General features: G+C 68.8%; 17 protein-coding genes and 1 pseudogene. 9 read left to right on the forward strand and 9 right to left on the reverse strand.

Annotation, left to right across the window (positions count from 1 at the left end):
- Window positions 1–211 precede the first annotated feature (211 nt).
- From G401_RS0107715 to G401_RS0107730, 4 genes are all read left to right on the forward strand, one after another.
- The gene (locus tag G401_RS0107715; protein WP_027342050.1) at window positions 212–757 is read left to right on the forward strand and encodes a radical SAM family protein; all 546 of its coding nucleotides are present in this window, start codon (window positions 212–214) and stop codon (window positions 755–757) included.
- On the forward strand, window positions 757–1,713 hold the full coding sequence (locus G401_RS0107720) for a hypothetical protein (protein ID WP_027342051.1): 957 nt from the start codon (window positions 757–759) through the stop codon (window positions 1,711–1,713). Before G401_RS0107715 ends, G401_RS0107720 begins: the two co-directional genes overlap by 1 nt.
- A 42-nt stretch (window positions 1,714–1,755) precedes the next feature.
- Entirely contained in the window at window positions 1,756–2,253 is a 498-nt protein-coding gene (locus tag G401_RS0107725; RefSeq protein WP_157545428.1) for a hypothetical protein, read from the forward strand.
- An 89-nt stretch (window positions 2,254–2,342) separates the two neighbouring features.
- Window positions 2,343–3,722, forward strand: coding sequence for a helix-turn-helix transcriptional regulator (locus G401_RS0107730; protein ID WP_027342053.1), 1,380 nt, complete (start codon window positions 2,343–2,345; stop codon window positions 3,720–3,722).
- On the opposite strand, the gene G401_RS0107735 is transcribed toward G401_RS0107730, so the two are convergent.
- From G401_RS0107735 to G401_RS0107765, 7 genes are all read right to left on the reverse strand, one after another.
- Window positions 3,704–5,191 carry a glycoside hydrolase family 43 protein gene (locus tag G401_RS0107735; protein ID WP_027342054.1) on the reverse strand — a complete coding sequence of 496 codons (1,488 nt, stop codon included), beginning with the start codon at window positions 5,189–5,191 and terminating at the stop codon, window positions 3,704–3,706. The two genes, G401_RS0107730 and G401_RS0107735, sit on opposite strands and share 19 nt — an antisense overlap.
- Before the next feature lie 60 nt (window positions 5,192–5,251).
- Window positions 5,252–7,165 carry a cellulose binding domain-containing protein gene (locus G401_RS44165; RefSeq protein ID WP_034591010.1) on the reverse strand — a complete coding sequence of 638 codons (1,914 nt, stop codon included), beginning with the start codon at window positions 7,163–7,165 and terminating at the stop codon, window positions 5,252–5,254.
- Between the two features lie 191 nt (window positions 7,166–7,356).
- A complete protein-coding gene (locus tag G401_RS0107745) occupies window positions 7,357–8,409 on the reverse strand; it encodes a LacI family DNA-binding transcriptional regulator (protein ID WP_034591011.1) in 1,053 nt (350 codons plus the stop codon).
- Window positions 8,410–8,547: 138 nt separating this feature from the next.
- Window positions 8,548–9,375, reverse strand: coding sequence for a hypothetical protein (locus tag G401_RS0107750; protein WP_027342056.1), 828 nt, complete (start codon window positions 9,373–9,375; stop codon window positions 8,548–8,550).
- Window positions 9,376–9,512: 137 nt separating this feature from the next.
- A complete protein-coding gene (locus G401_RS52450) occupies window positions 9,513–11,321 on the reverse strand; it encodes a galactose-binding domain-containing protein (RefSeq protein WP_051366343.1) in 1,809 nt (602 codons plus the stop codon).
- A gap of 189 nt (window positions 11,322–11,510) precedes the next feature.
- Window positions 11,511–12,125, reverse strand: coding sequence for a tyrosine-protein phosphatase (locus tag G401_RS0107760; RefSeq protein WP_027342057.1), 615 nt, complete (start codon window positions 12,123–12,125; stop codon window positions 11,511–11,513).
- A gap of 665 nt (window positions 12,126–12,790) precedes the next feature.
- Complete coding sequence (locus tag G401_RS0107765) at window positions 12,791–14,008, reverse strand: hypothetical protein (RefSeq protein ID WP_027342058.1); 1,218 nt, start codon at window positions 14,006–14,008, stop codon at window positions 12,791–12,793.
- Window positions 14,009–14,692: 684 nt separating this feature from the next.
- On the opposite strand from G401_RS0107765, the gene G401_RS0107775 reads away from it, so the two are divergent.
- Complete coding sequence (locus G401_RS0107775) at window positions 14,693–15,058, forward strand: ISL3 family transposase (RefSeq protein ID WP_064741709.1); 366 nt, start codon at window positions 14,693–14,695, stop codon at window positions 15,056–15,058.
- Window positions 15,059–15,638: 580 nt separating this feature from the next.
- Window positions 15,639–16,217, forward strand: coding sequence for a hypothetical protein (locus G401_RS55645; RefSeq protein WP_157545430.1), 579 nt, complete (start codon window positions 15,639–15,641; stop codon window positions 16,215–16,217).
- A gap of 152 nt (window positions 16,218–16,369) precedes the next feature.
- Here the strand turns inward: G401_RS55645 and G401_RS44180 are convergent.
- Window positions 16,370–16,549: pseudogene (locus G401_RS44180) on the reverse strand (VOC family protein); the annotation flags it as partial.
- 111 nt (window positions 16,550–16,660) lie between these two features.
- On the reverse strand, window positions 16,661–17,554 hold the full coding sequence (locus tag G401_RS44185; RefSeq protein WP_051366344.1) for an abortive infection family protein: 894 nt from the start codon (window positions 17,552–17,554) through the stop codon (window positions 16,661–16,663).
- Window positions 17,555–17,710: 156 nt separating this feature from the next.
- On the opposite strand from G401_RS44185, the gene G401_RS55650 reads away from it, so the two are divergent.
- From G401_RS55650 to G401_RS55655, 3 genes are all read left to right on the forward strand, one after another.
- Window positions 17,711–18,304: a hypothetical protein gene (locus G401_RS55650; protein ID WP_157545434.1), complete on the forward strand. Its 594-nt coding sequence runs from the start codon at window positions 17,711–17,713 to the stop codon at window positions 18,302–18,304.
- A gap of 97 nt (window positions 18,305–18,401) precedes the next feature.
- A complete protein-coding gene (locus tag G401_RS0107790) occupies window positions 18,402–18,860 on the forward strand; it encodes a hypothetical protein (RefSeq protein ID WP_157545436.1) in 459 nt (152 codons plus the stop codon).
- 15 nt (window positions 18,861–18,875) lie between these two features.
- A complete protein-coding gene (locus G401_RS55655) occupies window positions 18,876–19,790 on the forward strand; it encodes a hypothetical protein (protein ID WP_157545438.1) in 915 nt (304 codons plus the stop codon).
- The last annotated feature ends 27 nt before the right edge of the window (window positions 19,791–19,817 follow it).

Consider the following 19,817-nt stretch of genomic DNA (forward strand, 5'->3'; position numbering starts at 1 on the left):
GGTCGCCGCGGGATGCCTTCCCTAGGTCGCCGTCCTAGGGAAGGCCCAGGGGTCCACGGCAACCTGCCTGCTCACCGCCGCCCAGGCTCCCGGGGTGGTCCCCCCGGATGTGCAGGAAGGCCGACTGCACCGGTCGCACCGGCCGAAGCGCTCCTAGCCTGGCGGCACTCCGGGCGTTGATCAGGCGCCCGAACGGCAGAGGAGCGTATTCATGGCGACGGATCAGACCGACGTCCAGAAGTATCTGGTGGAAAAGGGCGTACCCGAGAAGTTCGTGTGGCCGGAGGTTCCCGACGGCGGCCTGCCGCAGGAGACGATCGAGCTCGTCGGCACCCTGCAGGCCGGCAACACCGACGAGATCTTCATCCTGACCGGCGGCATCGTCCTGCGGCTGCCCGTCGAGGCGATACTGGGCATCGGTGATTCGGCCATCGGCGCGGTCGGTTCGACCCGGCTCGTGGTCAGCACGACCGCGGTCGCCGAGGCCCGCCGCCGCCTGCTGCTCCTGCCCGAGGTACGCGACGACATCGCGCCGCTCGTCCTCGACGCTCCCGGGGAGATCCTCGACCACGCCGCCTACACCGACAAGACGCTGGAACGGTTCAAGGACGTCCTGGAGAAGCTGCGCCAGCTCGGCATCCCCGTGCCCGTCGGGCCGGCCGCCGAGACCACGACCTACTCGTACGCGTCGAGCGCCACCAGTGGCAGCGACCCGAACAAGTCCGACTCGGACCCGATCCGGATGGAGGACGACTGATGCGGGCGGCCGGCGGCCCGGCCGAGCCGAAGTCGGTCACGATCGTCGCGTCGGACGGGGACCTGCACGCCCTCGCCGTGCAGCGGGAGGTGGACCTGCTCGGGTATCCGTGCGTGATCGCCGATCCGCGCGACACCGCCCAGGTGCTCGCCTTCGACCTCGACTCCGGGGACGGCCCGTCGATGCCGACGGCCGGACCGGTCGCCGACGCCGCCACCTCGGTGTGGTGGCGCCGGCCCCGCAAGGCGGTCGCCGCCGACCACGTCCGCAACCGGGAGTTCCGGCGGTTCATCAGCGCCGAGTGGGACGCCGCGTTCTACGGCTACCTCCGCGCGGTGGCGCTGCAGATCGTCAACGACCCGGCGGCCGAGGACCGGGCGGGGCTCAAGGTCGTCCAGCTCGCGGCGGCCCGGCAGGTCGGGCTGACGATCCCGCGGACGCTGGTGACCAACGATCCGTCCCGGGCGGCCGACTTCATCGCGGCCAACGCCCGGGACGGCCGGCGTACCATCTTCAAACCGCTGACCCCGCCGTCGCACCAGCTCGGGGAGACCCGGGTCATCGACACGGTCGAAGGCCGGCAGGACGCGCTGCGCCAGGCACCGGTGATCCTGCAGGAATGCGTCGAGCGCGGCCGGGACCTGCGCATCACGATCGTCGACGGCGACATGTTCGCGGCCACGGTCGAAAGCGACACCGACCGGCTGGTCGACTGGCGGGCCGACTGCAACGTCGGGTACGCGCGCACCACCGTCGATCCGCGGCTCGCCCGGCGGCTCGCCGAGCTGATGGGCGTCCTCGGGCTGCGTACCGGGTCGGTCGACCTGCGCGTGGACGAGGACGGCACACCGCACTTCTTCGAGGTGAACCCGTCCGGCCAGTTCCTGTTCCTCGACCTCGAACTCGACTATCCCATCGCCGCGAGCCTGGCCCGCGCGCTGCTCACCCTCCGGTGACCGCGGAACCTCCGCGGCAAGACTCGTGAAAGGAAGGACATCGTGCATGTGCTGTCTCGACGGACCCTGCTGACCACGGCGGTCGCCGCGGCCGGCGTGGTCGTCGGCCTGCCGGCCGGACCGGCCTCGGCGGCCGGAGTGAAGGCCGCCGCGGTGAAGTCCGCCGCCGGCGCTCCCGCCGGACCGCTCCTCGCCGTGGCGGGCCTCGGCTGCGAGAAGCCCGGCCTGGAAGTCGTCTACGGCTACCGCATCCTCGCCCCGGTGGGCGCGTACCGGAGCGCCGCCGACGGCACCCTCGCCGTCGCCGACGTGCTGCGGGCGGTGCAGGGCAACGGAATCGTGCTCGTCAACGGGGTCGCCGCCGAACTGCGCCGGGGACTGGCCGCCGCCACCGGCACGGCGTGGCAGGTCGGCTACCCGGTCCGCGGCTCGGTACCCGCGAAGGGCTGGGAGGTCATCGCGTTCGTACGCCGCACCGCCCTCGGCACCCGGCCCGCCGCGGTCGCGCACCCCTACGCGCTGCCGTCCCGGTACGCCTGACCGGCCCGAACACCACCGAGGTCCCGGTCCGGCGAGGCCGGGACCTCCCCGCGCGACCCTTGTGGCGGGCCGCCTCTACGCTGTGCGGCGTGTCCCGCGATGTCGAGGCCGACCGTCTGCTCGCCGCCGCGCGGAGCACCACGGACCCGGTGGCCGCCGCCCGGCTGATCGCCGAGGCATTCCTCGAACTGTCGCGCACCGCCGACGCGGCGACGCTGACACCGCTCGTACAGCGGCTCGACGCCCTGCGCTCCGATCCGCCGCGCCCGGCGGTCGAGGTGCTCTATCACACCGTCGCCGGCGTGGTCGGATCGCGTACGCAGCAGCCGCGCGCGCTCGCGCACCTCGACGCCGCCGTCCGCCTGGCCGACCAGCACCGCCTGCACTCCGATCCGCTGCACCTCGAATGCGCCGTCATGTGCACCGTGACGGCGATGCGCCCGCACCTGGTCCGGCCGGGCTTCGCCCAGTTCATCGCCGACCTCGACGGCGATCCCGCCCGCAAGGCGCGGCTGGTGGCACTCCTCGGCCTCGCCGACGCGTGGAGCGGCAACCTTCTGCGCGGGCGCGCCGGACTGCGTACCGCCGTGGAGCTGGCCCGCGCGGCGCAGCGGCTGGACATCGAGGCCGAGGCGACCTCGTGGCTGGCCAAGATCGAGGCGCTGTGCGGGGACCTCGACGCGGCCGCGGACTGCCTGGCCCGCGCCCGGGATCTGGCCGCCCGGGCCGGATCGAGCTGGGTCGCCTTCCACATCACCGAATGCGCGGCCGCGCTGCACCTCGCCTCCGGCGACCAGGACGCGTGGGCGGGCGCCCTCGAATACCTCGTCGCGACCTTCGTCGGCGTCACCTCCGGGCTCGTCTTCGAACACCGCTGGGAACTGGCCACCCACTACGCCCTGCACGGCCGCCCCGGCGACGCCGCCGCGCTGCTCGACCAGATGCCGGATCCGCCGCTCGGCTGGCCCGGTGCCCCGGCGCTGCCCGCCTGGCGCGCGTGGATCGCCGCCCCCGCCGACACCGCCGCGATGGCCACCCTCGAAGCGGCGTTCGCCGGGCTGAACCGGCCCGTCGAGCGCCTGTCGCGCGCCCGCCTGGCCTGGCTGCTCGGCGCCCAGCACGCCCGCCTCGGCCGCCGCGCCGACGCGATCCGGGTACTGGAGCACGCTTCCGCCGGCTACGCGGCCATGGGCGCCGCCGGGCTCCTCGCGCGGGTCACCGCCGAGCTCGACCGCATCGCCGGCGTCGCCCCGGCCCCGCGTGCCACCCCGCTCACCCCCGCCGAGGCCCGCGTCGTCCAGACCGTCGCCGGCGGCCTCAGCAACTCCCAGGCCGCCGAACTCCTCGGCATCTCCGCCAAGACCGTCGAGTTCCACCTCGGCAACGCGTACCGCAAGCTCGGGATCCACAACCGGGCAGAACTCACGGGTACGCTCGCGCAGCCCCGCGCTCAGGCCGCCGGCTCGTAGTCGAACCAGTCGAAGTGGACGGTGCCGGTCAGGGCGTACATGCCGAGGACGCGGCCGGTGAAGCCGCCCGCGACCTCGGTGGACAGATAGCGCCCGTCGAGCGTGGCCAGCGCGGTGAACGTCCCGTCCGGTTCCTCGACGCCGAGCGCCACGCTGTCGGGGCCGGTACGCGCGTCCGCCGGCCCGTCGGCGTCGCCGACCTCGATGCGCAGCACGACCGGTCCCGGTGGCACGGACCGCACGGCCACCACGGTACGCAGCGGGCCGATCCGGGCCGACACGCTCACCTGGCCGGCGGCGTGGCCGATCGCATAGTGATGGCGGTCGTCGAGGCGTACGGCCAGTCCGCCGTGGCCGTCGGCGGCGTCGACCCGGGCGCGTGCGCGGCATCGCACGTGCTGCTGACGGCGGCCGGTGAAGGTGGCGTCGAGCCCGTCGAGCGACGGGCCCCGCGCCGACAGGCTGAGCCAACCGGGCCGGTGCGTGGTCGTCGAACTCTCCGGCGGCCGGCACCGCAGCGAAATCCATTGCGGACCCAGCTCGGCGAGGTCGAAGTCGTCCCGCGTGGCGACCGGCGCCGGCGGCTGCAGCGGCCATCCGGGTGCGGGCAGGTCGAGCGGCACCTCGTCGACGACCGGCCACCCCTCGGCCCAGCGTACGCGGGTCAGGAAGGTCTCCCGGCCGAGGACGTGCCAGCCGGGGGTGCCGCCCTGGGGCCGGACGCCGAGCAGGACCAGGTGCCACGAACCGTCGGGGGCCTGGACGAGGTCGCCGTGGCCGGTGTTCTGGACGGGGTGGTGCGTGCCGCGATGGGTGAGGATCGGGTTGGCCGGGCACGGCTCGAACGGCCCGCTCGGCGTAGGGCCGCGGGCGATGGAGACGGCGTGTCCGCGCTCGGTCCCGCCCTCGGCGATGAGGAGGTACCAGTAGTCGCCGATCCGGTACAGGTGCGGCGCTTCGGGTGCCTGCGCACCGGGCGTGCCGGACCAGATCCGGCGGGGCGTCTCCAGCGTCCGCCCGGTGTGCGGGTCGATGCGTACCTGCCAGACGCCCGCGTACGTGCAGAAGCAGGTCCCGTCGGCGTCCCAGGCCAGGTCGGGGTCGATGCCGCGTACGCCGGGCAGGAGAACGGGATCGGACCAGGGGCCGGCCGGGTCGGTGGTGGTGACCAGCAGGTTCCCGTCGCCTTGCACGTTGGTGACGATGAGCCAGAAGCGGCCGTCGTGATGGCGCAGGGTGGGGGCGTAGACGCCGCCGGAGGACGGCGTGCCCGGGGGCAGGCGAAGCTGGCCGGGGCGGTCGAGGGCGTTGCCGATCTGCGTCCAGTGCACGAGGTCGCGGCTGTGGAACACCGGTACGCCGGGGAAGTATTCGAAGCTGGAGCAGGCGAGGTAGTAGTCGTCGCCGACGCGGCAGATGGTGGGGTCGGGGTGGAAGCCCGGGATGACGGGGTTGGTCAGGCTGGTCACGGAGTCCTTTCGAGGTGCGGTGAGCGGCGGTGCCCGGCTGCGGGCACCGCCGCCGTGGGGTCAGCCGAGCGTGCAGGCCGATCCGTTGAGCGTGTACGCGGCCGGGTTGGCGTCGTTGCCCGTCCAGGTGCCCTGGAAGCCGAACGACACGTTCCCGCCCGGCGCGATGGTGGTGTTGTAGGACAGGTTGACCGCGCGGACCGCCGAGCCCGTCTGGGTCACCGTGGCGTTCCAGACGCTGCCGATCTGCGTGTCGCCGGGGAAGCCGAACGCCAGCGTCCAGCCGTTGACCGGCGTGCTGCCGGTGTTGGTGACGGTCACGTTCGCGACCACGCCGCCGGCCCATTCACTCTTGCTGTAGCCGACCCGGCATGAGCCGCCGGGCGTCGCCGAAGGGCTCGGCGACGGGCTCTTCGAGGCGCTCGGGCTCGGTGATGTGCTGCGTGACGGTGAGGCGCTCGGCGACGGGCTGCGTGTGGCGGACGCGCTCGGTGACGGGCTGCCGCCGGTGCCGGGATGCAGTTGCACGACCACGATCGAATACGCCGGCACGGTCTGACTGGTCGCGCTGCCCGTGCTCGCCGAGCTGATCGTGGCCGCGTTCTTGAGGTACGAGTACACGGTCGGCGCGCCCGCCGCCGGGGTGAAGCCGTTGTAGGACAGGTTCACGGTGTAGTCGTTGCCGGGATCCTTGTTGACGAGCATGAGGTCCACGTCGCCGTTGGCCTTCTTGGCGGCGTGCGCCGAGATCAGGGCGGTGGAACTCGTCGCCGGGACGAGGGTGTCGCCGGGCCTGGCCAGTTTGGTGATCATCTGCGTGCCGTAGTAGGGCGCGAACGGAGTGTTGAGCGCCGGTTCGCAGGACGCCCCGCTGGACAGCATCCCGCCGTCGTCGTAGTCGCTGACACCCTCCACGGTGGTCACCTTGCTGCAGTCGGTGCCGTTGTGCATGTCCCACCAGTCGAGGGTGAACGCCCCGTTCTCCAGCCAGGTCAGGTACTCGTCCGGCGCGAACAGCCCGTTGGGCGAGGTGTCCTTGTACGCGTTCGCGTTGGCCTCGGTGACCGCGATCCCGACGTTGGCGGCGTTCGCGCCCGCGTACTGGCTGATCAACGAGCGCAGCGTGCTCGCCATGCCGGGGATCTCCGCCTGCGGCTTGGTGAGCAGATCGGCCTGGCTGGTGCTGTTCGGGTAGTGGTGGACCACCACGAAATCGATCTTCGTGCCGGCGATGGACAGGACGGTGTGGTTCCAGTCCATCGTGTCGCCCGGCCCGACGATGCCGTCCGGCCACGACGTCGGCGTGGTCAACACCGCGCCGATCTTGACGGTCGGGTCGGCGGCCTTCATCGCGGTCGCGTACTGCAGCAGATTGGTCGCGTACGTGGTGGCGCTGTGGCTCGCGTGGTGATCGGTCTCCCAGGTCGCCCCGTACTCGCCGTTGCCGTAGACCTCGTTGCCGATCTCCCAGTACTTCGCGCCGTAGCCCTTGGTGACGTTGGCGTACTTCACCCAGGCGGCCGCCTCGTCGGGAGTGCCCGAGCCGTAGTTCGCGATGATGATCGGCTGCGCGCCGGTCGCGCGTACGGTGCCCATGTAGGTGTCGAAGTCGGTGTTCGGGGCGACGTAGCCGCCCTCGACGGTGTTGGTCTGCCAGTGGTAGCCGTCGGCGTAACTGCCGCCGGGATAGCGGATCATGCCGACACCGGCCGCGCTCAGCAGACCGGGCACGGCCGCGTGGTTCATGTTTCCGTCGTAGACGGCGACGTTCATGCCGACACCGGTCGCGGGGAAGGCGGCTCGGGTCTGGCCGGCGTTGACCGTGACCGTGGCCGCCGACGCGGCCGCGGCGGGCGGCGCGGACACTGCGATGGCGCCGGTCACTGCCAGTGCGGCGGTCACCGTGGCGGCCAGGGTCGCGGCCGCGAGCGAGCCGGCCGGCCGGGCGGACCGGCGGCCGAGGAACGTAGGCATGGAGTACCTCCGGGGGCGGGAGCCGTGGGATCCGGCGACCCTTCGCGACCGCCGGATAGAAACTTTCCAAGTGCTGGGCGAGAAAGTTTCTGGCGCAGCCTAATACCGTGATCGGTCACCGTCAATGCGGTCGGAATTCGTCCACCTGGGACGGTGCGCGAGCCGACAGGACGCCGGAATCGCGACGGCACTCAGCGGCGGGGCGGCGCCGTGCTGGACCGGACGGTCAGCGTGGTCGCGATCTCCAGCCCTATCTGCGGTGCGGGTTCACCGCGCCCCAGCGCCAATGCCAGCTCCGTCGCCGCTACGGCCATTTCGGTGAGCGGCTGGTGCACCGTGGTCAGCGGCGGGTCGACCCAGGCGACGACGGGCAGGTCGTCGAAGCCGACCACGCTCAGATCGTCCGGGATGCGCAGCCCGGCCTCGCGGGCGGCCTGGTAGACGCCGAGTGCCTGCAGGTCGTTGGCGGTGAAGATCGCCGTCGGCCGGTCCGGGCCGCTCAGCAGGCCGGCCGCGGCCGCGTAGCCGTCCTCGCGGGTCAGGTCGGCGCGGACGACGAGGTCGGCGGTGACCGGCAGGCCGGCCGCCTCCATGGTGGACCTGTAGCCGTCGTACCGCGCCCGGCAGCACAGCACGGTCTCCGGGCCGTTGATCATCGCGATCCGGCGGTGCCCGAGGTCGATGAGATGCCGCGCGGCCGCGCGGCCGCCCGCCCAGTTCGTCGCGCCCACGAACGGGACATCGTCGGGCAGGTCGAGGGTCGGGTCGAACACCACGAACGGGATGTCTTTGGCCCGCAACTCCTCGCGCTCGGCGGCGGACAGCTGCGCGACCGACAGGACGCACTGCGGCCGGCGCGCGACGGTGTCGTCCCACAGCGCGGTCCCGGCCGAGTCGTGCAGCCCGAACTCGGACACCATGACGCCGACCCGGTGCCGGCGGGCCACCCGCTCCACGCCGCGGATGATCTCCACCGCCCACATGCTCTCCAGCTCGCGGAACACGAGCTCGACGATGTTGTTGCGGTTGCCGGCCGAGGGCTTGCGGTAGCCGTGCCGGTTGACCAGCTCCTCGACCCGCGCGCGGGTGTCGGCGGACACGCCCGAGCGACCATTGAGCACTTTGGACACCGTGGGCACCGACACCCCGGCGGACTCGGCGATGTACGCGATTGTGACCGGCCGGGTCGGGTCGCCGCCCCGGTGCTCGCCGGACTCCGCCGACTCGTCGGACGCGTTGCCCACCTGCCCGCCTCTCCGCGAACCACAGCGCCGCCGTCCGTCGGCGTACCGCCGTCCATCTTGACGGAACGGTGATCGGCAGGCTACCCGTGGTGCGCCTGCCGGTGGTGCGCCCACCCCGGCGATCGGCGGTGGGCGGGGTTACGAGCGGGGGCGGCGGGCGCCGATGAGCAGTGCGAGCACTCCGCCGACGGCGAGGACGATCACGTCGTACTTGAGCTTGGCGGCGTTCGTGAACAGCGCCTGTCCCGCGACGCTGTCCGGGGTCGCCGAGAGGACCTTCCCGCCGAGGTGCCCGAGGGCCTCCGTTGCCAGCAGGTACACACCGGGCAGGGCGCCCGCGACCAGGAACCAGAACAACGCCGGATTCTCCGCCCGCTGCCAGCGTACCGAGTGCATGGCGGCGAGCAGGCCCGCGACGGCCGGCTGCAGGAGCAGGAAGCGGCTGTCCGCCGTCGCGCCGCCGCCGAGCATCGTCAGCAGGGTCGGCTTGAGGACCGACAGGATCAGCCCCGCGAACAGCACCCACGTCATCGCCCACAGGCTAGCGTCGAGCACACCGCCCGGCAGCATCGCGAACCCGCCGCCGAGGACGCACGCCGCCGCCACGGTGATGCTGAGCATCGTGACGGAAGTCGTCGGCCCGTACGCGATCCGGACGCCGACCGCGGTCACCGCACCGAAGGCCACACCGGCCGCCAGCCCGACCAGGAGACGGCGGAAGGCGCTGGAGTGCCGGGCGGCCGCCGCCGCACCGATCGATGCGGCCGTGACGAGCGCGGAGCTGATCACATCCGGCAGCGCCGAGACCGCCGAGCTGACCGGGCCGGGCGCACCGGGTACGCCGTGCAGCGAGGCGTACGCCGTGAAGACGGTGATGCCAAGCCACAGCAGTCCAAGGTAGACCTCGGTACGCGTCGCGCTGCCGTCCGCCGCAGCGTCCGATTCGGTCAGTGTGTCGTCGGCCACGGCGCACTATAGCGTGCCCGACAGACAAGCGGACGGCGCACGCGGGTTGTACGCCGCAGCGCATTTCCTTCGTGGAAGACGGCCGGGGGCGGTGCGAGGGGGAGCGGGGAAGACTCGCCCCTCGCACCGGTGCGGGGTCAGCTGCCGTAGACCTGGAATTCCAGGAGCGAGTAGCCCCACTGCGTGGCGCGGGCGGTTCCGTTCATGCGTACGTATCGTGCGGTCCCCGAGACGGGGACGGTCTGGATCCCGCCGGTGCTCGTCGTGGTGGAGTAGGCGGTGGTCCAGGTGGTGCCGTTGGTCGAGATCTGGATCTGGTACGCGGTCGCGTACGCGGCCTCCCAGTTCAGCACGACATGGTTGAGCGTGTGGCTCGCGCCGAGATCCACCTGCAGCCACTGTGGATCGGAGAACGCGCTCGACCATCGGGTGTTGACGTTGCCGTCGACCGCCATCGGCGCGGTGAAGCTGGCGTTCTCGACCGAGGAGGCGGTCGCGGGCTGACCTTGGGACAGCAGGGTGCCACCGGTCTGGGACGGCGACGCGGAGGGCGACGGAGTGGTGCCGCTCGTGGAGTAGACCTTCAGGTCGTACAGCGAGTAGCCCCACTGCGACGCCCGTGCCGTCCCGTTGACGCGGACGTACCGGGCGGACGCGGTCACGGGGACGTCGATCTGTTCGCTCGTACCGCCGGTGCGGTTGTAGACCGTGGTCCACGTGGTGCCGTTGGTGGAGGTCTGGATCTGGTACGCCGCCGCGCAGGCCGCCTCCCAGTTGAGGCTCACATGGTTGATGTTGTACGCCTGTCCCAGATCGACCTGCACCCACTGCGGGTCCGAGAACGCGCTGCCCCAGCGCGTGGTCGGATTACCGTCCACGACGTTGCCCGCGCCGAAGAGGGCCGACTCCGCGGACGAAGCCGTGGCGACCTTGCCCCGGGCGACGTCGGTGCCCCAGCCGGCCTGGCCGGCCGGCGCCTTGTTGTAGATGGCGAGGTAGTCGACGTCCAGGTGCGCGCCGGAAACCGTGGCGGCGTTGGGTCCGCCCCCGTACGCGGCGGGGAACTGGCCGCCGATGGCGAGGTCGTAGATCGGCGTGAAGTTGTGGTGGATGGCGTTGTTCCAGGTGGTGGCGTCGACCTGGCTGGAGTTGATGGTGTAGAAGTTGACGTTGTCGAGGTAGAAGCGGATCTGTTCGGGCTGCACCGAGCGGTCGATCTCGACGGCGTAGACGCGGAAGGCGTTGGCGCAGCCCGAGCACGGCTGCTCACCGCTGCCGATGCCGGTGTACTCGTTGCACGGGCCGGTGGGCAGGACGCCGCAGTGCAGGGTGGAGAAGTGCGATGTACGGCCGTTGATGTCCTCGAGCACGTCGATCTCGCCGGATCCCGGCCAGGGAACGGCGATCCGCAGCGGAGATCCGACCATCCAGAACGCCGGCCAGTAGCCGGCGCCGTTGGCGGTGGTGATGTTGGGCTGGCGGATGCGCGACTCGAACCGGACCACGCCGCCGGCCGGTGCTCCCCAGCCGTCGCCTTGGGTCTCGAACCGGCCGGAGGTCCAGCCGGTGTTCGGGTCCGTGCCGGTGTGCAGCGCGCGCAGCACCACGTTGCCGGCGCCGTCGTGGTAGACGTTCTGGGTACTGGTCGTCGTCTCCTCGATCTCGCCGGTACCGAAGTTCGCTCCCGCACCGGCGTCATAGCGCCAGTTGTCGGTGTTGAGTCCGGTGTTGGCCGCATCGTTGAAGTCGTCGGCCCAGGTGAGGGTGAATCCGGGCGGCGGGGCCGGCACCTGGGCGGTGGTGCCGGTCGTCGCGTTGGCGTACGGGACCAACGAGGGGACGATCTGCCAGGCCGTCGCGATCAGGACGACGAGGGCCAGGAGACTCGCTGCGATCTGGAACGAGCGGCGTCGTGGCTCGTTCACGGCGGGCGGTTGGAACGACATGCGTTCTCCCTACGTGAGGACGCGCCAGAGGGTGCCGGGCGGGCACCGCTTCGGGCGGGTGTGCAGCGCGTCCCTGAAGATGCTGCTACCAGCGCCACCTTCTTCAGAGAGCGCTCTCTCGTAGACTGTTAAGGTTCCTTGCCTATCTGTCAAGACATCGACCACATGCCGTGGCCGCCGCGGCGGCGGTCAGCTGAGCCGGGTCCGGACGGCGGCCAGGTCGGCGGCCGTCACACCCGAGCCCAGAAGGTAGCCGGTGGCGCCGCCGTAGCGCGCATCCAGATGGGCGAACGTGTTCACCATGACTTCCGGCGCCGAGTTCTCGGTGAGCGCGTAGTCGGCCGCGATCGCTTCGACCGAGGCTCCCGCCGCGTGCAGGGCCAGCGCCACCACCACGCCGGTGCGGTCGCGGCCGGCGTGGCAGTGCACCACGACACCACCCGGCGGAGCCTGCGCGATCGCGGTGACCGCGGCGGCCAGCCGGTCGCGGCTCGCGTCGACCATGAGCCGGTAGCTGTCGGGCGGGATGTCCTCGTCCCCGGTCGGATCGAAGCACGCCGGCACGAGCCGGTAGGAGTCGTCGCCGGCGAGCGGGCTCGGGTACTCCGCCGCCTCCCACTCCCACCGCAGATCGACGATGCGGCTCACGCCGTAGGACCGGATCGCGGCCAGACCGGCGGCGTCGAGCCGGTCGTGGTTGTCGGTGCGGATCAGGGCGCGTTCGCGGATCCGTCCACCGTCGACGGTCGGGGTTCCGCCGAGGTCGCGCGCGTTGCACAGATCCGGCCAGGCGAGTCGGGGCATCCGCCGAGTTTAGGCTCTTCCCCTGCATGTGTGGGTCGATGACGGTGGGGGTTCGTGTACCGCCGATGGTTCTTCGGGGCTGATCGGGGGGCAGATCAAAATCATGATCAATTTCTTGTCCCGGGTTCGTCGATCTCACTTCCGCTCCTCGCGCGGGAGACCGTTCCGGCCTCTCCGCTTCGCTCCGAGGCCTCCACTGCCAGGTGAGTGGGGCGAAGCATCGTCCGCCGCGGAACGGTCACTGTTTCACCCCGACCCGCGCCCATCCCGTGCCCGTCCCGTGTCACTCCGGCCTTTGTCCCGACTGTCCGATATGGGGCCGGGGTGCGTCCGGCGGCTTGATCATGTGACGCTATTCCGGCGGCGGGACTGTCCTGGCCTTGATCATGTCGCTGGCATATGTCGAAGTGGATGGCCAAGCCTTGATCATGTAACCCGTATATGTTGCTGTGGCCGTATTTCGACATATATGAGCGACATGATCAAGCATGGATCGAGTCCGAGCCGTCCACTGCCGCCCGTGCTCGGCGATGCAGGGAACGGTCTTCCGCTAGGCGAACGACTATCGCCGGCGGCCCGCCCGTCGCGCATAGCGGACAGTCGCGACAATTTGTCTCGGCCTGCGCAACAGACATCGGACCGGAGAGCCTGAATTTAGGCCACGTTCACCACAGCTCGCGGACGGCAAGCCCCGCCGACGTCACTGCGGCGTGGAGGGCGTCGCGTACCGGGGCCGGGTTCTCGATCGCCGCGGCCACGTGCAGCGCCACTGTTCCTTGTGGACTCTCCGCGCACACCGCGTTCACCCGTTCCGGCACCGCCACCCCTTCGGGATGCTGCATGCCCAGGTTGAGGAACACCAGGTCCGCCCCGGCCACCGCCGCGGGCAGCCGGCCGACGTGCGACGCCGAGGTCACCGGGCCGGCGCCGCCGAGCGCGGCCAGCGCGACCGGCCGCAGGGCCCGCCGCGGCAGGTACGGCACGATCGGCAGCAGCGCCGTCACCGGCTCACTCCGCGTGGTGAGGACCTTCTTCACTTCCCTTCTGATGTACGCGAGATCGTCCACCCGGTCGGCGGGCAGCTCGACGGTGACGGTGGTGAGCGCGTTGGCGGTGACGTCGTCCCCGGCGGCGCGGTCGTTGACCGGCATGCCGAGCAGTACGCGGCCGTCGGCGGCGACCCGCCCGAGGGCCACGGCGACCCGTCCCGCGATCGACAGGAACAAGGCGTTCGAGGAACCGCCCGACGCTGCCCGCCACGCGGAGGCGTCCACTGTGGCCAGAGCGGCGCGGGCTCGCGTACGCGTGCATCGCGGCGCAGCGACGGGGGAGCCGGACCGGCGCGCGGCGAGCAACGCGGCGCGGACGCCGGAGGGTAGGCCGGACAGCGCTTCGCGCAGACCCGGCAGCACGCCGCGATGCGGGAGGTGGCGCGGGACCTGCCGCGCCGGAGGTTCGGCGGCGAGCGCGTTGAGCAGCCCGATGCCGTCGGTGAGCGCATGGGAGACGACGAGCGTGGCGACGTGCCCGCCGCCCGTGAGCGGCCGCGCGGCCAGGTGCCACGGCCGGTGCCCGGCATCGATCGGAACGCCTGCCCGCGCCTCGGCCCAGTCGAGCAGTGCGGCCCGGTCCAGCGGCGAGTCCTCGACGACGACCTCGGGCACGGCGGCGAGGGGACCCCAGTGATCGCGCCCGCCCGGTACGCGCGCCGGCACGACGACCCGGCCGAGCTGGCGGGTCGCGGCGAGCCGCGCGGCGGTCTGCCGCAGTCGCAGCGGATCCGGATCGGCGGCCGAGATCCAGGTGATCTGGGCGAGCACCACGCTGTCCAGCGCCCGCTGCGCCCGGTACGCGGCGAGGTCGAGCAGGCTGAGAGCCGTCACGCCCGCACTGTTGCACCACGCCCGTTACCGCGGCAAGGCCAAGGCCTTCCTCCAACACATCCTGACCGCGATCGCAATCAACCTGATCCGCATCGACGCCTGGCTAGCCGGAGTCCCCATACAAGGCGCCTGGACCTCCCAACTGGCAAGACTTCAACCAACATCAACGTAAATTCGCCAGCAAGGTCGTTATCGGGGGAACCTCAGACCGTCGCCGGCCACCACCGCTGCCTCAAGGCCGACCCGACGCAGCCGACACCGGACGCACCGGACGCCCGACTGCAGCAAGCCGCGCACGAAAACGCTGTGGCCCACGCGGAGAACGGCCGGCTCGCACCACGCACACGCGACCCGCTACGAGCAGATCCAGCAACTGCAGGCCCAAGGTTTGGCGGTCAGAGCGATCGCGCGGCGGCTCGGTCTGGCCCGCGGCACCGTGCGGCGTTTCATCCGAGCGGACCGGGTCGAGGAACTACTCACGAAGGCTCACGCCGGACGGCCGAGCGTGCTGGACGAGTTCAAGTCCTACCTGCACCAGCGCCTGGGCGATGGTGCCACCAACGCAACTGCCTTGTTCGCCGAGATCCGCCAACGCGGCTACCGCGGCACCGTCAACACGCTGCGCAGCTACCTTAAACCGCTGCGATACCGGCGCTGCCGAAGGTCCGCCGAATCACTGGCTGGATGCTCACCCGCCCCGACCGTCTCGACCCGGCCGACCGCGAACAACTCCAAACACTGTTGGCCCGCTGCCCGCACTTCACGGCCACCGCCGTGCACGTGTCCGCGTTCGCCGAAATGATCACCGGCCTGCACGGCAACCGCCTCAACGACTGGATCACCACGGTCGAAGCCGACGACCTGCCCCACCTGCATTCGTTCGGCAACGGCCTCAAACGCGATCACGCCGCCGTGCTCAACGGACTCACCCTGCCCTACAGCTCCGGCGCCGTCGTAGGCGGCGTGAACAGGATCAAGATAATCAAACGCCAAATGTACGGCCGAGCCAACTTCGACCTGCTCCGCAAGCGCGTCCTGCTCACGCGCTGACCACGACGCACGGGTCAGCTTCGATGAATTAATTTGGGTCAGATCCAGATCCAGATCCAGATCCATTTTTCACCCGGCGCCGACAGCAACGACCAGAGGATTTTAAATCCGTGGTATTAGGCATAGCCTGCCATGCCTTGCCCGCTACCTGCATGTCGCATGATCGGCCGCGGTTCTCGATCCGAACGCTCGATGTCTGCTCGACGGTTGCGGAACGGCGCGGGTCCCCACCGCGGTGGGCTAAAAGACGACGGAGATGCGGCAGAAGGCACCGGAGCCGACCACCGAACCGAAGGTGTGGCTGTAGCGAAAGTCCCCGAGACCCGGTGAGCTGCAGCGGCGCGCCCCCGGTGTTGACCAGCAGGACATCCCGGCGGCCGCCGAACGCCCACACCTTGTTGAGTTCCTTTCTGTCGGCGCGGACGCCTACCCGTGGCGATACAACCGAGAATGGTCGTATTTGCGCCGACCCCTGATACAGGCTTTCGCGATCGACAGCGAAAGCGTTGATCTAATCTGGGGTCCGCGTCGATCATGGTCAGCCACTTCGTACTGGACGCATCTCGTTTACTCTGGCCGAATGCGGGCGAAGTCGAAACCGATGAAGGATCTTGTTAGCACAATTCGTCAGGACGAGAACGTCGCATTTGAGCAGGCCGTGGCCGATGCGCTGGCTGCTGGGGGCTGTGCCATCCATGCCGCCCGCTTGGCAAAGGTTTGCGGCAAAAAGCTGCAGTCGCCTGAGGGCGGCGACCTTGGCGACATAGATGCAATAGGTATTGACCCAACACGCCGGGTGATTTTCGTTGCGGAGGCAAAGGACTTTGAGCTGGCGCGCATTCCGCGGGAGTTGGCCCACGAGGCGGAAAGCCTTCTACAAGGGGACAAGAGCGCGTTGCAGAAGTTGAGTGCCCGGATGCTTTGGGTGAAACGCCATCTCGCCACCGTCCTAAGGCACTTCCATATTGAGGTAGGGGACAGCGGCTGGACAGTGCTGCCCTTGATTGCACCTAGCCGCAATCTTGTGACGCCGACCTTTATTTCTTCTGCCGTGCCGGTGCTGCCCATTAGCGAAGTCGAAGGCTTTGTAGCAGCTAAGCTGCTCCGCACAAAACCCCCACGGCGGGTGAAGCCACCTAGGACGGGTCGGCGCAATTGAGCATCATCCGGAGGGAGTTGCCGCGCCGAGGGGTCTCAGAGTCTGGCGGACCCGCGCCCGATCCCGTCACTGGCTCGCCGGACGGCCGTCACTGGGCCGTATTCCACGGCGACCAGCTGCGCAGACAGGGCTACGGCATGCGGAGAGTCGCGTCAGACGCGCTCGGCGGCGCTGCGCTCGACGCAGAACAGGTTACCCTCCGGATCGGCCATCGTCACCCAGCCCGTGCCCTCGGGCTTTCGGTGATCCTCGTGCTCGGCCGCACCGAGACCCTTCAGCCGCTCGACCTCCTCGTCACGCGACCGATCGGTGGGCATGACGTGACGTCGAGATGCATGCGGCGACCGGTTCCTAGTTCAGCGGTTTTCCCCTCCGCCTCATACCGAAAGAATCGGACATCTTGCCCCGGCTAGCTAGGGGCAACCTCGGCCAACCAAGAACCGTCATGATTTGACCTGCACATGACTTGCCTGCCGTGGCGGCGGCACCATGTTGACGCTGGCCGCTGACCGCCATGGCGCTGTTGGGTCAGCGAGAGTGTCAAGCATGAGCTGGCACCAGGTCTGAGCCGCACCTACTGCTAGGTGGGCATGTCGAGGCCGCAGTCCGATGCGCGGTCTGGACGACGCGTGGCCCGTGCCCCAGCCCTCGTTGCGGAGCTCACCGAGTCCGATGGCGATGCTGGTCAAGCCGCCGAGAATGCGCTTGATCGCGTTGCTGCCGTCTGGACCCGATGAGGACGATTGCGGATGCACCTGCAACGCGCGCTGAGCCTGATCGATCAACGCTGGCAGTTTGGCAGTCTTGTCGTCGAACGGTTCACCGAGTTCGGTCAGAATTGTCTTGGCGGTTGCTTCCACCAACTCCTTCGCCGAGCCGATCGCTTGTGCCGGATCGTTTTGAAGTGCCCGATCAATTCTCTCGAACGAATCTAAGATCACGCTCGGGTCGCGCAGGGTCCTCAGCGACGTAGGAATCTTCGCGGCGCTGGTGGCGAACTCAGCTTGCGGCCGAATCTGCCCATCCGCGGTGAGGTCGAAGCCGTGGCGACGCAGGATCTTGCGGCTCTCGTCAACTGCCCCTTCTACTAGGCCATCGAGCACGGCTTCGTAGACGTGCAGCACTCGGCGCACGTGGACGGGATCGGTCCAGTCGACGTTGTCCTCGTACTCGCGCCACAAGGAGCGCCGCTCGCCGGTCTCGTTGTTCGGGTCGCCGGACGGTATGAATCCTTGGTCCTCCCACATTCCCTGAATCAGCCGCAGCACGGAGGTCTGGGAGGCGAGATCCCGGAAATGCCGGCGCACGGGCACCGGGACGAGGTCGCGAGTGGTCACAGCAACACAGGGTATCGATCCACCAGCGCCGAAGGCGAACGGATACTCGGCATGGCGGAGCCAGGTCATCACGACTTTGCTGTGGTTGCCGCACGGCATGGCTTCCTATCGGATGCCAGGAGCGGATGGTTTGTGCCGGTCGGGCATCCTGTCGCTATGCATCTTGCGCTGATCGCGTCTACTCAGCCCTCAACCCTCGAATGGGCTCAGCTGATCCCCCTAGGGTCAGCGGTGATTGCGATCTTGGCGCTCTTGGTCGCCGTATCGAACAGAAACACCGCTCGCCAGGCCCTTGCCCTGGCTAGCCAGCAGGAAGAACGACGGGTGGCGAGGCTGACGGTCACCTTAGATGAAGCAGTGTCGTGGCGTCGTCAGGAAGCCTCACGATGGGTCGGCATCAAGATCCTCGCAGTCAACCCCACCGACCGCGATGCGGCCCTGGTAGGCGCTGACCTTCATGTCACTTACACACTGCGGAGCGGTCGCACGATGACCCTCAAACTTCGTCATGAGACAACGGGCGAGGCGTTCCCAGACGGCGTCGTGGCAATCGATCTCCCCGTGCGGCTTCAGGCCAATGGCGCTGTCGCTGGCTGGTTGACGTTCCCGCTACCAGCCGACCTGTTCCCTGCGGGGGCTGGCATCGACCGCTATGATGCCGTCCTTCAGGACAGCCGGGGAATCAGCGCAACAGTTAGCGCATCCATTCTTCGAGAGGTGAACCATGATCAGGCCGCGGACGGGCCGTAGGCTCACAAGATCAGCGATGGACTCGGCTGATGCAGTGTCCATCGTCGCAGACGGCGCTATAGCGGGGCCGATCGCAGACGGCAGAATGCTTCCTCTGGTGATCATCGATACGACCGAGCGTCCAGAACTCGAGGAGCTTGTCCGCCTGCATGGCCACCTTCAGCCGGGCGACGTCACGTACCGCTGGGGTCAGATAGATCGTAGCGACGATCAGGTTGCACTGGCTCTGAGATTCGTCCGCCCGATCGAAGCGGCCGTCGACCTCATTTTCAGCATCGAGCGCCAGGGCATCCTCGTCGATGCCGCTCTCAGTGGGCGAGGGATCTACTTACAACCTGGTCGCCCTGGTGACCGGGTCATCCACAACCCGCATCGCGCCAAGATCTTAATCGAGGTTCCAGATGACAGATTCAGAGATCGCTGGGAGGAGATCGTCGTACGTCGCTTGGCGCAGGTCATCCGCCGAGATCGGCGCATGCCGCGCGCAGACGCCCGCCAACTGGCTATCGAGTGGCTCGACCGAACGCGCCAGTTGTCGCAGTTCCGGATGTCCTGATGCTGAAGGTCGAGGATGAAGCGTAATTATTCAGATCGGACGATCAAGTTGCTGTTCGGGCGGGCTACGAGTTGTGCTTATCCCGACTGCTCACAACCTCTTATTTTCGAGGATCGCGGACGATTGACGGTCGGCGCACAGATTGCACATATTCGCTCCGAGGTAGCGAACGGACCGCGCTTCGATGCCACCTACCCGCAAAACCTTGTTGACCAAGAGGAAAACCTAATACTGCTCTGCGGGTTACACCATAAGCCTGTCGATGAGCACGCGTCTATCTACCCCGTAGAAGAGCTACTGGAATGGAAACGCCGTCAGGTCTCGGCAACTTCAATGCCATTGACGGAGCCGCAGATAGCTGCTGTCGTTCAGCACTATGACCTGAACAGTCTAGAACCTATGGGCTTTGAAAGCCTGTCCCAGGCGTTGATGGTGCGAGTTTTCGGTGTTGGCACCAGGCTTCACGGCGGTTATGGTCCCGACGGTGGGTTGGATGCCTCATTCCTTGGGCGGGCCTTATATCCGAGCAAGGTTGAACCGTGGGACGGTTTTGTCGTCATGCAGGCGATGCAAATTCGGGCCACAGCGAACAAGCCTGCTGGGGTCGTTCAGCTCCGCCAGTGGATTCGTCATGCGGTCAGTAGGTGGGCACCTGGGTGTCGACCAGTGACTGCCGGACCACCAGCTGATTACTTGCTTTTGGTCACTAACCTATCGATACCGGCGGTCTTTCGGTCCGAAGGATGGAGTCACATCGACCGCCTCATATGCGAAACGTCTGGCGGCACACTAAGAGGTTGGGAAATATGGGATGAGGCCAGAATCTTTGAGTTGCTGGACGCGTATCCTGACGTTCGAGACGCGTTTGCACCGCTGATGACCTCGAACAGACTGGTCGCGAATTATATGGATGGGATCAAGGTGACGTAAACCGCCAACCGCCTGGCCAACCCAACT

Source organism: Hamadaea tsunoensis DSM 44101 (assembly GCF_000428945.1).
Lineage (GTDB): Bacteria > Actinomycetota > Actinomycetes > Mycobacteriales > Micromonosporaceae > Hamadaea > Hamadaea tsunoensis.

What these genes read in the sequence shown, in the direction of transcription:
- G401_RS0107715 (WP_027342050.1), top strand. Translation starts at nt 212, where the DNA reads ATGGCGACGGATCAGACCGACGTCCAGAAGTATCTGGTGGAAAAGGGC.
- G401_RS0107720 (WP_027342051.1), top strand. Translation starts at nt 757, where the DNA reads ATGCGGGCGGCCGGCGGCCCGGCCGAGCCGAAGTCGGTCACGATCGTC.
- G401_RS44165 (WP_034591010.1), bottom strand. Translation starts at nt 7,165, where the DNA reads ATGCCTACGTTCCTCGGCCGCCGGTCCGCCCGGCCGGCCGGCTCGCTC.
- G401_RS52450 (WP_051366343.1), bottom strand. Translation starts at nt 11,321, where the DNA reads ATGTCGTTCCAACCGCCCGCCGTGAACGAGCCACGACGCCGCTCGTTC.
- G401_RS0107760 (WP_027342057.1), bottom strand. Translation starts at nt 12,125, where the DNA reads ATGCCCCGACTCGCCTGGCCGGATCTGTGCAACGCGCGCGACCTCGGC.
- G401_RS0107775 (WP_064741709.1), top strand. Translation starts at nt 14,693, where the DNA reads ATGCTCACCCGCCCCGACCGTCTCGACCCGGCCGACCGCGAACAACTC.
- G401_RS55645 (WP_157545430.1), top strand. Translation starts at nt 15,639, where the DNA reads ATGCGGGCGAAGTCGAAACCGATGAAGGATCTTGTTAGCACAATTCGT.
- G401_RS55650 (WP_157545434.1), top strand. Translation starts at nt 17,711, where the DNA reads ATGCATCTTGCGCTGATCGCGTCTACTCAGCCCTCAACCCTCGAATGG.
- G401_RS55655 (WP_157545438.1), top strand. Translation starts at nt 18,876, where the DNA reads ATGAAGCGTAATTATTCAGATCGGACGATCAAGTTGCTGTTCGGGCGG.